19 protein-coding genes are annotated in these 14,000 nt (G+C 69.9%); all 19 read left to right on the top strand.

Annotated elements, in window-relative coordinates; genetic code table 11:
* Positions 1-8 precede the first annotated feature (8 nt).
* The 19 genes from ACZ6AA_RS12000 (at position 9) to ACZ6AA_RS11910 (ending at position 13,910) form a co-directional block, all read left to right on the top strand.
* Positions 9-233: a hypothetical protein gene (locus tag ACZ6AA_RS12000; RefSeq protein WP_471457667.1), complete on the top strand. Its 225-nt coding sequence runs from the start codon at positions 9-11 to the stop codon at positions 231-233.
* Positions 234-354: 121 nt separating this feature from the next.
* On the top strand, positions 355-876 hold the full coding sequence (locus tag ACZ6AA_RS11995; RefSeq protein ID WP_471457665.1) for a helix-turn-helix domain-containing protein: 522 nt from the start codon (positions 355-357) through the stop codon (positions 874-876).
* The gene (locus tag ACZ6AA_RS11990) at positions 857-2,356 is read left to right on the top strand and encodes a hypothetical protein (protein WP_471457663.1); all 1,500 of its coding nucleotides are present in this window, start codon (positions 857-859) and stop codon (positions 2,354-2,356) included. Before ACZ6AA_RS11995 ends, ACZ6AA_RS11990 begins: the two co-directional genes overlap by 20 nt.
* 200 nt (positions 2,357-2,556) lie before the next feature.
* A complete protein-coding gene (locus ACZ6AA_RS11985) occupies positions 2,557-4,191 on the top strand; it encodes a phage portal protein (RefSeq protein ID WP_471457661.1) in 1,635 nt (544 codons plus the stop codon).
* A complete protein-coding gene (locus ACZ6AA_RS11980) occupies positions 4,188-5,261 on the top strand; it encodes a head maturation protease, ClpP-related (protein WP_471457659.1) in 1,074 nt (357 codons plus the stop codon). The genes ACZ6AA_RS11985 and ACZ6AA_RS11980 overlap by 4 nt, the downstream gene beginning before the upstream one ends.
* Positions 5,262-5,270: 9 nt before the next feature.
* Positions 5,271-6,620 carry a phage major capsid protein gene (locus ACZ6AA_RS11975; RefSeq protein ID WP_471457657.1) on the top strand — a complete coding sequence of 450 codons (1,350 nt, stop codon included), beginning with the start codon at positions 5,271-5,273 and terminating at the stop codon, positions 6,618-6,620.
* An 84-nt stretch (positions 6,621-6,704) separates the two neighbouring features.
* Complete coding sequence (locus ACZ6AA_RS11970) at positions 6,705-7,124, top strand: hypothetical protein (RefSeq protein WP_471457655.1); 420 nt, start codon at positions 6,705-6,707, stop codon at positions 7,122-7,124.
* Positions 7,125-7,137: 13 nt separating this feature from the next.
* Positions 7,138-7,623: a hypothetical protein gene (locus ACZ6AA_RS11965; protein WP_471457653.1), complete on the top strand. Its 486-nt coding sequence runs from the start codon at positions 7,138-7,140 to the stop codon at positions 7,621-7,623.
* Between the two features lies 1 nt (position 7,624).
* Complete coding sequence (locus ACZ6AA_RS11960) at positions 7,625-8,020, top strand: SAP domain-containing protein (protein ID WP_471457651.1); 396 nt, start codon at positions 7,625-7,627, stop codon at positions 8,018-8,020.
* Positions 8,021-8,023: 3 nt separating this feature from the next.
* A complete protein-coding gene (locus ACZ6AA_RS11955) occupies positions 8,024-8,389 on the top strand; it encodes a phage tail fiber protein (RefSeq protein ID WP_471457649.1) in 366 nt (121 codons plus the stop codon).
* A gap of 33 nt (positions 8,390-8,422) precedes the next feature.
* A complete protein-coding gene (locus ACZ6AA_RS11950) occupies positions 8,423-9,580 on the top strand; it encodes a LamG-like jellyroll fold domain-containing protein (protein ID WP_471457647.1) in 1,158 nt (385 codons plus the stop codon).
* Complete coding sequence (locus ACZ6AA_RS11945; RefSeq protein WP_471457645.1) at positions 9,577-10,647, top strand: hypothetical protein; 1,071 nt, start codon at positions 9,577-9,579, stop codon at positions 10,645-10,647. The genes ACZ6AA_RS11950 and ACZ6AA_RS11945 overlap by 4 nt, the downstream gene beginning before the upstream one ends.
* The gene (locus ACZ6AA_RS11940; protein ID WP_471457643.1) at positions 10,644-11,030 is read left to right on the top strand and encodes a hypothetical protein; all 387 of its coding nucleotides are present in this window, start codon (positions 10,644-10,646) and stop codon (positions 11,028-11,030) included. Before ACZ6AA_RS11945 ends, ACZ6AA_RS11940 begins: the two co-directional genes overlap by 4 nt.
* 3 nt (positions 11,031-11,033) lie before the next feature.
* The gene (locus tag ACZ6AA_RS11935) at positions 11,034-11,492 is read left to right on the top strand and encodes a hypothetical protein (protein WP_471457641.1); all 459 of its coding nucleotides are present in this window, start codon (positions 11,034-11,036) and stop codon (positions 11,490-11,492) included.
* A gap of 1 nt (position 11,493) precedes the next feature.
* Complete coding sequence (locus ACZ6AA_RS11930) at positions 11,494-12,237, top strand: hypothetical protein (RefSeq protein ID WP_471457639.1); 744 nt, start codon at positions 11,494-11,496, stop codon at positions 12,235-12,237.
* A gap of 32 nt (positions 12,238-12,269) precedes the next feature.
* Entirely contained in the window at positions 12,270-12,683 is a 414-nt protein-coding gene (locus tag ACZ6AA_RS11925; protein ID WP_471457637.1) for a hypothetical protein, read from the top strand.
* Between the two features lie 2 nt (positions 12,684-12,685).
* Complete coding sequence (locus ACZ6AA_RS11920) at positions 12,686-13,051, top strand: hypothetical protein (RefSeq protein ID WP_471457635.1); 366 nt, start codon at positions 12,686-12,688, stop codon at positions 13,049-13,051.
* Positions 13,052-13,073: 22 nt separating this feature from the next.
* Positions 13,074-13,481, top strand: coding sequence for a hypothetical protein (locus ACZ6AA_RS11915; RefSeq protein WP_471457634.1), 408 nt, complete (start codon positions 13,074-13,076; stop codon positions 13,479-13,481).
* Positions 13,482-13,493: 12 nt separating this feature from the next.
* The gene (locus ACZ6AA_RS11910; RefSeq protein ID WP_471457632.1) at positions 13,494-13,910 is read left to right on the top strand and encodes a hypothetical protein; all 417 of its coding nucleotides are present in this window, start codon (positions 13,494-13,496) and stop codon (positions 13,908-13,910) included.
* The last annotated feature ends 90 nt before the right edge of the window (positions 13,911-14,000 follow it).

The following is a 14,000-nucleotide window of genomic DNA, read 5'->3' as shown; positions in this document are numbered from 1 at the left end:
GGCCCACCATGCCCACCTCGCCGACCACCGCAACCGTCGCCACCTTCGACAACCACGGCTCCCTCTGGGGCCACTCAACCGCCCACGACACGGAGGCCAGCATCGCCACGGCGCGCGCCACCGGCGCCAACATCGACGAGTGGCAGACCCTCGACCGAGACGGCCACCCACTGCGCATCGTCCGCGTCACCAGCCACGAGCCCCTCGACGACATCCACGTCTTCACCGCCTGACCCCGCACACGACAGAGGCCCGCCCCTACCCCGGAAGCGGGCCTCCAGCGCGCCGTCCACCAGTTGCACGCGCCGTTACCATCAAACCACGTCAGACAGTAACCATCGCGAGGAGGGCGCCATGGCCAACCCGAACCAAGACGCCCGCGACGGCAACGGCCGCTACGAACGCAGCCTTGACACCGCACGCCGAGACGCCCACGCCGCCGAACTCCGAGCCCAAGGCCACACCTACCAGCAGATCGCCGACGAACTCGGCATCACCAAACGCTCCGCCATCGACGCCTGCCGCCGCGCCGTGCGCGAAGCCGTCGACGGCGCCGGCAAGAACCTCGTCACCCTCGAAGTCACCCGCCTCGAAGCGATGTACGACGAGGTCCTCGACATCCTCCAACGCGACCACTACGTCGTCTCCTACGGCCAGATCGTCCACGACGACACCGGAGCGCCCCTCCACGACGACGAGATGAAGCTCAAGGCCATCGACCGCGCGCTCCGCACCCGCGAGAGCTTCCGCAAGCTCCTCGGCCTCGACGCCCCCTCCCGCGTCAGCGTGGAGGCTGAGCAACTCGGCCGCGAGATCGGTCGCCTCCTCGACACCGCCCTCGGCCCGGACGGCGCCGGTGACGACCCCGACGCGTGACAGCGTCCGCCACCAGGTCGAGCAACTGGTGCGCGCCGGGGACACCAAGGCCCTGCGCGAGATCCGCGACCAGCTCCGCAGCAAGGTCGACCGCCACGCCCTCCACGAGCGCTCGCGCCTGTACGCGCACAACCCCGTCGGCTGGGTACAGGAACGCCTGCGGCAGATCGTGTGGTCGAAGCAGCGCGAGATCATGCTCAGCGTCCGCGACCACCGGCGCACCGCGGTACGGTCCTGCCACGGCGCGGGCAAATCCCACACGGCCTCGCTCGTGGCGTCGTGGTGGCTCGACACGCACCCGCCCGGCGAGGCCTTCGTCGTCACCTCGGCGCCGACCTTCGCGCAGGTCCGAGCGATCCTGTGGCGGTACATCCGCCGAACCCACCGCCGCGGCAAGCTCGCTGGCCGCGTGAACCAGACCGAGTGGCACATCGACGACGAGCTCGTCGCGTTCGGCCGGAAGCCCGCCGACCACGACGAGTCAGCGTTCCAGGGCATCCACGCCCGGTACGTGCTCGTGATCCTCGACGAGGCGTGCGGCATCCCCGAGCAGTTGTGGGTGGCGGCGGACGCGCTGACGACGAACGCGGACTGCCGGATCCTCGCGATCGGCAACCCCGACTCCCCGTCCAGCCACTTCCGGAAGGTGTGCGTGCCCGGCTCCGGCTGGCACGTGATCGGCATCAGCGCGTTCGACACCCCGAACCTGACCGGCGAGGAAGTCCCGGAGCCGGTGGCGCAGGCCCTGGTGGGCCGGGAGTGGGTGGAGGAGAAGGCGAAGGAGTGGGGCGAGGACAACCCCCTCTACCGCAGCAAGGTCTTGGGCGAGTTCAGCGAGGACGCCCCCAACCGCGTCGTGCGCGCCAGCGACATCGCGGCCTGCCGCATCGACCCCGAGACCAAGCTCAAGGCGGAGGACCTGGAGCCCGTCGAGCTCGGCGTTGATGTCGGCGGCGGTGGGGACGAGACCGTCATCCGTGAGCGCCGCGGCCGCCGCGCCGGGCGGGAGTGGCGGGCCCACACGGACCGGCCGGAGAAGATCGCGCCGCTCGTGCTCCAGGCGCTCATGGAGAGCGGCGCGGGCGCGGTGAAGGTCGACTCGATCGGCGTCGGGTTCGGCGTGATCGGCGAGCTGCGGAACCTCGCGAGTCAGGGCAAGCACCGTGCGCGGGTCGTCGCCGTGAACGTCTCCGAGAAGGCCAGCAAGCCCGACAAGTTCAAGAACCTGCGCGCCGAGATCTGGTGGGAGGTCGGCCGCGGCCTGTCGGAGCGCAAGGGCTGGGACCTGTCCGTCATGGAGAACGGCGACACGACGGTGGCGCAGATGCTCGCGCCGCTGTGGGACGTCGATGCGCAGGGCCGGATTCAGGTGGAGCCGAAGGACGAGATCAAGAAGCGGCTGGGGCGGTCGCCCGATAACGCCGATGCGCTTTTGTTGGCTTTCTACAGTGGAAGCCGGACGCGAGTGAGGTGGCTGTGAGTCGAGTTCGTAAGGCAATGGGCAGGTCAGCAGGCAGATTGAATGCCGCGATGCCCGTTCTGCTTGACACGTCTGGCATCATCCTGTTGTCGGGATCTGCCATGTTGATCAATGTGGTGGCGGGAGTCGCTGTCGCAGGCATCGGCTGCTTCGTCCTGAACTGGCGGGTCTACGGCAAGTAGCGCAGGGAGGAGGGGCCGGTGGCCAGAACCCTCCTCGGTGCCCTCCTCAACCGCGCCAGCGCCGCCACCGCGAACCTCCCCGTCCCCCTCGTCGGCCGCGCCGCCACGTACGGCGCGTACATGCAGCGCCGCGACGCCGAAAGCCAGATGCGGGCCATGTCCGCCGTCGGCACGCTCTTCGCGATCGTCGACCGCACCAGCAACGCCACGGCCCTGGTGGACTGGAAGCTCTACCGCAAGGCCAAGTCCGGCCGTGCCGAGGACCGCGACGAGGTCACCTCCCACGCCGCGCTCGATCTGTGGAATCGCCCCAACGCGTTCATGCCGCGGCAGGAGTTCGTAGAGTCCAGCACGCAGCACTACGACCTCACCGGCGAGTCCTGGTGGGTGATCGCGCGGGCCACTGGGTTCTCCCTGCCGCTGGAGATGTGGCCCGTACGGCCCGACCGCATCGTCCCGGTCCCGGACCGGGAGCGGTTCCTGCGCGGCTACGTGTATACGTCGCCCGACGGCGAGCAGATACCCCTCGAACTCGACGAGGTCATCCAGCTCCGCCGCCCGAACCCCCTCGACCCGTACCGCGGGCTGTCGCCGGTGCTGTCGATCCTCCCCGACCTCGACACCAGCCGGTACGCGGCCGAATGGTCACGCGCCTTCTTCGTCAACAGCGCGCAGCCAGGCGGGATCATCGAGGTCCCGCAGGGCCTGAACGACACCGAGTTCGACGAGCTGCGCGAGCGGTGGAACGAGCAGCACCGCGGCGTCGGCAACGCTCACCGCGTGGCGATCCTGGAGCACGGCAAGTGGGTCGACCGCACCATCAGTCAGCGCGACATGCAGTTCGTCGAGCTGCGGGGCGCCACCGCCGACCGGGTCCGCGAGGCGTACGGCATCTCGAAGACGGCGATCGGGGACTTCGAGGACATCAACCGCGCCTCTGCGCTCGCGGCGAAGGCGTGGTTCGCCGAGCAGATGACGGTGCCCCGCCTGGAGCGGATCAAGGCGGCGCTCAACCACGAGCTGCTGCCCATGTTCGGCCGGGCCGCCGAGGGCCTGGAGTTCGACTACGAGAACCCGGTCCCGCCGGATGCGGAGACCGAGGCGACCACGCTGACCGCGAAGGTCGGCGCCGCAGCACAGCTGATCGAGGCGGGCGCGTACGGCCCGGCCGTCCTCGAAGCGTTCGACCTGCCAGAGATCCAGTTCGGCGCGCCCGGCGCGGACCCGGACCGTGAGCTGCTCATCAAGCTCGTGACGCGGGCGCCGCTGCTCGCGCCGACGATCTTGCCGATGCTCGGCTTCAAGGTGCCGGAGAAGCCGAAGGCAGACACCCCGCCGCCAGCCGCCGGGGCGTCTGACGAGCCCGCCCCCGTAGTCCCCGACGAGGAGCCGGTGGACGCGTGGGGCGCCACGGTCGCCGGGCTCCTCGGCGAGGACATCGAGGCCGCGATGCGGTGGGAGGCCGTGGCCCACATCGACGACAACACCTGCGGCCCGTGCGCCGACAACGACGGGCAGGTCTACCGCAACCGCGCGCAGGCCTACAAGGACTACCCGGGCGGGTCCGGCTACGTGAAGTGCGTCGGGGCCGAGCACGGCAACGACTGCCGCTGCAAGGTCGTCAAGCGGAAGAAGACGAGGGACGACGAATGATCACCTTGCCCGCCACCGTCGCCCGCTTCGTCGCCCGCCAGCGCGAGCAGGCCGATGCGCAGCGCACGCACCTCGGCATCGAGGCCCGGTCCTGGTACCGCATCAGCAACGCGGCGGACCCCGACGAGGCCGAGCTCATGCTGTACGACGAGATCGGCGGCTGGTTCGGCGCGACCGCCGATCAGTTCATCGAAGACCTGAAGACCATCACGTCGCCCCGCATGCGGGTGCGCGTCAACAGCCCGGGCGGCTCGGTGTTTGAGGGCGTGGCCATCGCCAACGCGCTCCGCTCCCACCCCGCGAACGTCACGATCCAGGTCGACGGCATCGCCGCATCCATCGCCTCGGTCATCGCGATGGCCGGGGACCGGATCGTCATGGCCCCGCAGACGATGCTGATGATCCACGACGCGTCCGGGCTCTGCATGGGCAACGCCGCCGACATGGGCGAGATGGAAGAGCTTCTCGACCTCATCAGCGACAACATCGCCGATTCCTACGCGGCCCGCGCGGGTGGCACCCGCGAGCAGTGGCGCGAGCGGATGCGCGCGGAGACCTGGTACCTCCCCGAGGACGCCGTCGACGCGGGCCTGGCGGATGAGTGTCTGCCCCTGCCGAAGAAACAGGGCGAGGAGCCGAAGCAGGGCGAGCCGGAGGAAGAGCCGGAGATGCAGCGCCGGTACGACTTCGCGGCGTACGGCTACACGGGCCCGCGGCGGCCGGAGACACCGAAGCCGGCGCCCGGGCCGCCGCGCGCAGATGCCGCGCCCGAAGACGCCTCGCCGCAGCTGGTGGTCAGCCTCGCTGACCTCCTCGGCGAGGAGGCGGTGGCCACGCTCCGGGCCGCCGTAGCGGCGCCGCCCGTACCCACAGCAGCGGGCGGCGCCGAACCTGCAGCCGAGGCCAGCGCGGAGGAGCCCCCCGCCGCAGTGCCCGCACCCCAAGCACCCCTCGACGACTGGACGGCCACGGTCGCCCACCTCACCCAGCCCGAGCCCGATCCGTGGGCCGAGCTCACATCCCACCTGACCGAACCCACGGCGTCGTCCAGCGCGGCGACGGAAGCCTGAGGAGGCACTGTGGCTACACCCACCATCCCGCGCGACGCCGACGAGCTCGCCGAAGCGCTCGGCGACACCGCGACGCTGAAGGACATCGTCAAGGACAAGGACTCGCTCCGGGACTTCATCACCGGCTACGCCAAGACGCAGGCCGCGAAGGACCCCAGCATCGAGGCGCAGATCCGCGAGGAGACCCAGAAGCAGTTCGCGGACATCCTCCGCAACGACAAACTCCTCAACAGCATCAACCGCCTCAACCTCGACCCCACCGCGCCGCCCGTCGCCCGGTCGAAGCACTACAACCCGAAGGCCCCCGGCGCCGCGCTCGACAAGCAGTTCACGGGCTGGGGCGAGTACCTCTCCCAGACGTGGCAGGGCGCGAACACACAGGAGTCCCTGGCCGCGCGCTCGGACATCAAGAAGATCCAGAACGCGTTCGGGTCCAGCGTCCCGTCCGACGGCGGGTTCCTCATCCCCGAGTTCCTGCGCTCTGAACTCCTGCGGGTAGCACTGGAGATGGCCGTTGTCCGCTCCCGCGCTCGCGTCGTCCCCATGGAGTCCCTCACCGTCCCCTACCCGATGATCGACAACACGTCGAACGCATCGAGCGTGCACGGCGGGATCGTCGGCTACTGGACCGAAGAGGGCGGCGCGCTCACCGACAGCTCCCCGACGTTCGGCCGCATCGAGCTCATCGCGAAGAAGCTCACCCTCTACAGCGAGATCCCGAACGAACTGTTCCAGGACTCGATCATCAGCCTCGAACAGTTCATGAACGAGTCCTACCCCGAGGCCCTGGCCTGGTTCGAGGACTGCGCGTTCATCGACGGCGTCGGCGTCGGCCAGCCCCTGGGCTTCCTCAACGCCCCGGCCGCCGTGTCCGTGACCAAGCAGAGCAGCCAGACCGCGGGCACGATCCTGTGGGAGAACATCGTCAAGTGCTACTCCCGGATGCTCCCGGCCTCGATCGGCCGCGCGGTGTGGGTGGCGCACATCGACACCTTCCCCGAGATCGCCACCATGGCCCTCTCGGTCGGAACCGGCGGCAGCGCGGTGTGGATCGGCAACGGCGACGGCGCCGGCGCGCCCCCGGTCACGATCCTCGGCCGACCGGTCGTGTGGACCGAGAAGGTCTCCTCCGTCGGCACGTCGGGCGACATCAACTTCGTCGACTTCGGCTACTACCTGATCGGTGACCGGCAGGCCATGCAGTCCGCCACGTCGACCGAGTTCAAGTTCGGCAACGACAAGACCGCGATGCGCGTGATCGAGCGTGTCGACGGCACCCCGTGGATCAAGTCCGCGATCACCCCCCGCAAGGGCTCCAACACCCTGTCCCCGTTCGTGAAGGTCGAGACCCGAGCCTGATCCAACGCCAGCCTCGGCAGGCAGTAACGCCCCTGCCGAGGCCACCCCGAAACGGCATTAACCCCCCGTAAGGAAGGCAACACCATGGACGGACTCGGAAGGGTCTTCAACGTCGTCGCGGTAGCCGACGACGTGTACGTCCCCCTCAGGGACGCCGGAGCAGTCAGCTTCGTCTGCCACCTCGCCGCTGGCGACACGTACACCGTGACGTCCGCGGCCAGCGCAGGCGGCTCCGGCGCGGCGGTGCTCGCCACCGTCGACCACTTCTACGACAGCACCGGCACCGGCGGCGCCTGGTCGGCGGAGACCCAGGCCGCGGCGTCGACGGTCGTCAACGCGGGCACCGCGGGCCACGACTGCTCGGTGTTCACCATCGACGAGTCGGAGCTTCCCGACGGTCACACGCACGTCAAGGTGGCGTCCACGTCGACCGGCACGGTGGTGGCGATCCTGCATGACCTCAAGGTGCAGCGTGCGCCTGAGAACCTTCCGGCTCTGGTCTGAGAGGGGCTGAATCATGAGCGCATCTCCTCCTTCGGGCACGGCCCTCCGGTCTCTGCTCCTCGGCAGCTCCCCGGTGTCCAGCCCGTCGGGCGCGTTCGCCGCGGACACCCGCACCATCTTCACTGTCGCTGGCGGGGAGGTGCTGATCACAGCCCTGTGGGGCAAGGTCACCACCGCGATCACCGTTGCCGACACCGTGAAGCTGCAGGTCAACCCGACCACGGGTGACACGAGCGACATCAACGAAGCGACCGACATCGGCACGACGGACACGGCGGTCGGGACGGTCATCGGCTTCGCAGGGTCGATCGACGACCCGGCTACTAACGGCGCGATCTTCGAGTACTCCCTCGCGAAGAACGCTGGCGCCCTCCGCAACCTGGTCGTCACGACCGGAGACGTCGAGCAGGTCACGACCGGCACGAACCCTGATGGCGCGATCACTTGGTACGCGACGTGGGTGCCTCTGACCGACGGCGCCACGTTGGTGGCGGGCTGACATGGCACTGAGGCGATGCCGGGAGTGCACGGCGCTGTTCGCGGTGGGCCTCCCGGCGTGCCCGCACTGCCGCTCGACGGATCACGAGGAGGACGGCGCCATGCCGAAGATCACCCGCCACGGCGGGCCCACCATCGCGGGCGCCGCGGTTGTGGGCGGCGCGTGGGGCAACAGCGACGACCCGGACGTATGGCCAGCTCCCGAGACGGAGGAGGTTGAGGAGGCTGTCGAGTCGCTGCCGGAACCGGCCGACGACGTCGCCCCGGGCTATGGGGACTGGACTGTCGAAGAGCTGAAGGAACAGCTCGGCGCCCGCAGCCTGCCGAAGTCCGGCAAGCGGGACGACCTGGTGCAGCGCCTCACCGAGGACGACGTCCGCGCGGCAGAGGCGGAGTAGGCCGTGACCGTCGGATTCTCCACCGCGGCGGCGAACACGCACCTGGATAACCAGGGCACCGCCTACCCGTGGGTCAAGCTCCACGTGGGGGACCCCGGCGCCGCAGGCACCTCGAACGCCGCGACCGAGACGACCCGCAAGCAGGCCACGTGGGCGTCCGCGTCCGGCGCGGCGAAGACCACCACGGCGGATCTCGTGTGGACGGTGGTGGCCGGTACCGAGGACTACACGCACTTCTCGCTCTGGTCGGCGTCGTCCGGCGGGAACTTCGGGGGGTCCGGGACGGTCACGGCGAACGCGGTCACGACTGCCGACACGTTCACGATCCCCACCGGCGAACTCGACCTGACGCTGCCCGTCGCAGCCTGACCAACCCAAGCCCCAGAGAGGAGGTGACCGCGAATGTCCCAGCGTTCCGACCAAGCCAGCGACCGCATCTCGTACACAGCCAGCGCCCCGCCAGCGCCCGCGACGGCGTTCACGGTCACCATGTGGGCTCGGCTGCGCGTCGATCGCGATGATTTCTCGACGATGATGCGGCTGCACTCGGGCGGCGGCGGGTCGACGGCGGTCAACATCGCGACCGGCAGCAGCGGCACCACGCCGGTTGTCGTGAGCCCCGGCAACACTGGCGGGATCATCGGCGCGGACGCGCTCGCGGTCGACACGTGGCGGATGCTCGCCGTCACGATCGCGGGGACCGGTGCCACCGACGCGACGATCTACACGCGGACGATCGGCGGCTCCACGAACGCCGTGACTGGGCAGGTGTCCGGCGGCGCTACGCCCGACGGGATCACGCTGTTCGGCCGGTCGGCCGGGGACTCGGGCGAGTGGTTCAACGGCGGCCTCGCCTACGTACGCGTGTGGTCTGCCGTCCTGTCGCAGGCTGAGATCGAGGCCGAGTGGGCATCAGCGACGATCGTCCGCACGTCCGGGGTGTGGGCGAACTGGCCCATGCTCACGAACATCAACGACATCTCCGGCAACGGCCGCAACCTCACGGCCGGAACGACCGCACTGTCCACTGAGGACGACCCGCCGCTCTCGGCCAACGTCACCGGCACCGCTCTCGGGGCGTTCGGCGGCCTCGGCGCCACTGCCGCAGGCGTGCGCACCGTCAGCGGCAGCGCAGCAAGCTCGTTCGGCGGGCTCACCGGGACTGCGGCGGGCGCACGCACCGTACTTGCCGCGGCCACGGCTGCCCTTGGCGGCCTGACAGGAGCAGCGTCCGGGACCCGCACCGTACGAGGCACCGCCACGGCCGCCTTCGGCGGACTCACCGCGACGGCACACGACGGCGCACCAGACACCCCGGAACCGGAGCCGGAGGCCGTCCCGGCTCAAGGGCCGTGGTACGGGCTGCTCGACATCCTCCGCGAGGGCGCGCACCAGTACCGCGAGGACCGCGACCGCACCCCCGAAGCATGCGGTGACTGCGGGGAGCCCCTGCGCACAGGCCCGCGCGGCGAGCTGTACTGCAAGTTCGACGGCTCGATCTGGGCAGCGGGCGGCCGCCGCGTCGGTCACGTCGACTCCCTCCTGACAGGGAGGTCGTGACGATGCAGCCCTGGTACGCCACCCGCGAGGACGTGATGCGCGCCCTCGACTCCAAGGCGACCGCGCGCAACGCCGGGCAGATCGACCGGGCGCTGGAGTCGGCATCCCGCGACATCGAGGCCCTGTGCCACCGCCGGTTCTACCCCGAGCTGGGCACGCGCTTCTTCGACTGGCCGAACCCGCAGCGCGCCGCGTCGTGGCGGCTGTGGCTGGACGACTCCGAGCTCATCTCCGTCGTCGCCCTCTCCTCCGGCGGCACGGTCATCGCCTCTACCGACTACCTCCTGGAGCCCAACCGCAGCGGGCCCCCGTACAACCGTCTGGAGATCGACCTCGCCTCGGCTGCGGCGTTCGGCGGTGGCGACACCCACCAGCGCGACATCTCCATCACCGGGCTGTGGGGCTACCGCGACGACGAGACAGCAGCCGGCGCACTCGCGGCCGCGGTCTCCTCGGCCTCGGCCACCACGCTCAGCGTGAACGGCGCCGCTGCAGCCGTTCTGGGGGTGGGGTCGGTGCTGCGCGTCGACTCCGAGCGGATGCTCGTCACCGGCCGGGCGATGGCCGACACCGGGCAGAACCTCGGCGGCTCGGGCCTGACCGCGCAGGCGAACGCGGTGGCCGTGGCCGTGGCGGACGGCGCGGCGTTCGCGGTCGACGAGGTCCTGCTCGTCGAGTCGGAGCGGATGCTCATCGTCGACATCGCGGGCACCACGCTGACGGTGAAGCGGGCGTGGGACGGCAGTGTGCTTGCCGCGCACGCTGCGGGCGTGGACATCTACGCCTCGCGGACGCTGGCTGTCGCCCGTGGCGCGCTCGGCACGACGGCGGCCACGCACTCGCTGGGTGCCACGGTGCAGCGCTGGGATCCGCCCGGCCCGGTCCGGGGCCTGGCGATCGCGGAGGCGATCACACGTCTCGGCGCTGAGACGTCCGGATACGCCCGGACCCGGAAGTCGAGCGAGGGCGGGAGCAGCGAGCGGACCCTCGACGCATCCGCGCTCGCGGCTCTGAGCGAGCGGGTGTACCGCTCGCACGGCCGCAAGGGTCGGGTGAGGTCCGTATGAGCATCGAGATCTCCTTCCGTGGCCCGCTGTTCGACGGCCGAGCAGCGCGCGCGATGCAGGACGCCTGCGACGACGCGCGCGAGGACATCGCCGAGTTCGCCGAGACGCACGCGCTCGCCCTGATGGGCGCCGCGTTCCGGCACCCGACGGGCTACTACGAGTCCCGCGTGACGACCACTCGCGTCAGCGGGGACACCTCCCTCGTCCACGACCAGGGCGTGGTGTACGGGCCGTGGCTGGAAGGCGTGGGCTCCCGCAACAGCCCGGTGACCCGCTTCCCCGGCTACTCCCACTGGCGCCGTACGAAGGCGCTCGTCGCCGCGCGCGGCCCGCAGATCGCCGAGCGCGCCGTGCAGCGCCACCTCCCCGAGATGGGGGGCTGACCCATGGCCCTCGACATCCTCGGCCTCACAGATGCGCTCGTCTCCCACGCTCAGGCCAGCGGCTACTTCGAGAGGGTCAACGGCCACGAGCCCAAGAACCCGCCGTCCACCGGCGGCCTCACCGCTGGCGTGTGGGCCGACCGTGTCACCCCGGTGCGGGCCTCCGGCCTCGACAGCGTCTCCGTGCTGCTCGTGTTCAACGTGCGCCTGTACACGTCCGCCGTGCAGGAGCCCGCGGACGCGATCGACCCGCAGATGCTCGCTGCGGCTGATGCCCTGTGTGCCGCGTACAGCGGCGACTTCACCCTCGGCGGGCTGCTGCGCTCCGTCGATCTGCTCGGCGCGTACGGGACGCCCCTGGACGTGCGGGCGGGCTACCTGCAGCACGACGGCGTGCTGTACCGCGTGATGACGATCGCTGTCCCGTGCGTCGTCAATGACCTTTGGACGGAGGTGGCCTGACGTGGCAAAGCAGTCCGGCCTTGGTGACAACTTTTACATTTCGGGCTACGACGTCTCCGGCGACATCGGCAGCGTCAGCGTGTCAGGTGGGCCCGCACCGATCGAGGTCACGGGCATCGACAAGAGCGCACCTGAGCGGATCGGGGGCCTACGCACCGGCACCATGGGCTGGCAGGCCTTCTTCAACCCGGGCACCGACCGCGCGCACGAGCGGCTATCCACGCTGCCCACCGCCGACGTGATCTGTACCTACTTCCGTGGCACGACGCTCGGCAACCCGGCCGCGGCCATGGTCGCCAAGCAGATCAACTACGACGGTAACCGGGGCGACAGCGGTGAGTTCACCTTCCAGACCGAGGCGCAGTGCAACGCGTTCGGCGTCGAGTGGGGCCGCTCCCTGACGGCCGGGATCCGCACCGACACCGCCGCCACCGACGGCACGAGCATCGATACCGCCGCATCGGCCAGCTTCGGCGCGCAGGCCTACCTCCAGGCGATGGCGTTCACCGGCACTGACGTGACCGTGAAGATCCAGGACTCGGCGGACAACGTCAGCTTCGCCGACGTCGCTGGGCTGGCCTTCACTCAGCTCACCGCCGGGAACAGCGCTGAGCGCATCGCCATTTCGAACGTGTCTACAGTCCGCCGCTACCTGCGCGCGGTCACCGTCACGACCGGCGGCTTCTCCTCGCTGGCCTTCGCCGTCGTGGTCGTCAAGAACGAGATCGCAGGGGTGGTCTTCTGATGCTGCACGCCGTGAACCGTATCGAGCCGAAGATGCCGGCCGAGGCATACAAGACGTTCGCGATCCTCGCGCCTGTCTCCTCGCACTGGCGCAAGGCGACCTGCGCGGAGGTCGACTGCGCGGATCACCGCCAGGGCTGGCGCGTGCGCGTCGAGGGCCTGGACGAGCAGATGCTCCACGCCGCCCGCACGAGCGGGCGCCGCTTCCACGAACTGCGCGTCGCCGAGGGCGAGACGTGGCTGGTGTACGAGGCCGGACAGGCGTGCTTCCGCGCCGGGCAGCACCGCACGCGTCTGGACCGCCCGGAGCTGTACGTGGTCCGGGACGGGGACTGGCGGGGCAACCCCCGCGGCACCCCGGACCGGCAGCACGCGCGCCCGGAGCACTGGGTGGAGAACTTCGCGGAGCACCAGCAGGGGCTCTCAGACGCGATGGAACGGGGGTAGCCATGGACACAAAGCTCGTGGTCAACGGCACCGACCTCGAAGGCGAGTATGCCGACCTCACCTGCACAACTCCGGTGATGATGCACGAGATCCCCGACGATGGGGCGGCCGTGACACGGGTTCCCGGCCCGGTGGGCTTCACCATCACCATCGCTGGCCCGAGCGACCGGCTGTACGCAATGGCCGACGGCGGCAAGGCCGTCCACACCGTGAAGGTCATCGCCGACGGCTACTCGATCACCCACGCGACGCGCTTCCACAAGGGCTGGGTCGGCTCCGACGGCATTCGCCAGATGTTCGGCTCCCTCGCGCCCGCCACGGAGCACGCAGCTACGTGGGTCCACGAACCGAAGCTCGCTGAGGCGTAGCTGCAACCAGAAGGGAACGACCATGGCGAAAGAAAGCGGCCTCGGCTGGACTACGGCGTCGGTGGACGACGCATCGGGCACGCCGCGGGCGATCAAGAACGACATCACGAACCTCCAGCTCGCCACGCCGCGTGGCGTGCAGGACATCACCGGCATCGACAAGAGTGCCTACGAGAGGTTGCTGCTGCTCGCGGACATGTCGGTGACACTGAACGGCGTCTTCAACGACGCCGCGAACGCCAGCCACGACGTGTTCAAGACCGTCACCAGCACCTCCGTGGCCCGCACCACGACGCTCACCGTGTCCGGGCAGACCCTGGCCGGGGAACTCCTGTACACGGACTACCCGCTGACCCGGGCCGACTCCGGCGAGCTCACGTGGGCGGTGCCCGGCGTGCTCGCCGACGGCACCGTGCCGACGTGGGCCTGAGAGGCGGCCGTAATGGGATACCGCCCGAAGCAGAAGATCTACACGCTCGAATTCGAGGGCGAGGAGTACGAGGGCCTTGAGGTCCGCATCCGCGGCCTGAACACGGGCCAGATGATCGACCTCGACACTGCGCGCGCCGACGGCAGCGACGAGGCGATCCTCTCGATGCTGAAGCTGATGGCCGACCGGCTCATCGAGTGGAACGTCGACGACCCCGACACGGGCGAGCCCGTGCCCACCACGTTCGACGGAATCCGCTCCCTCGACCTCGAATTCAACTGGGCGATCATCGACGCCTGGCAGAACGCCGTCGCCGGAGTGGCCGCCCCTTTGGACGAGCCCTCGACCGACACCGAGCTATCCCCGGTGGCATCGATCCCGACGGAAACCTTGTCACTGCCCCCGGAGAGTACCGCCGTGCCCGCCTGATCCTCGGGCTGCTCCAGCGCTTCCCCGGCTACACCCTGTCCACCCTGCTCGCAGAAGACCCGGAACTTCTGCGGCTCCTAGAGATCGAAC

The organism is Streptomyces sp. NPDC040610, assembly GCF_055594065.1.
This window is presented reverse-complemented; position numbering and strand designations above follow the sequence as displayed.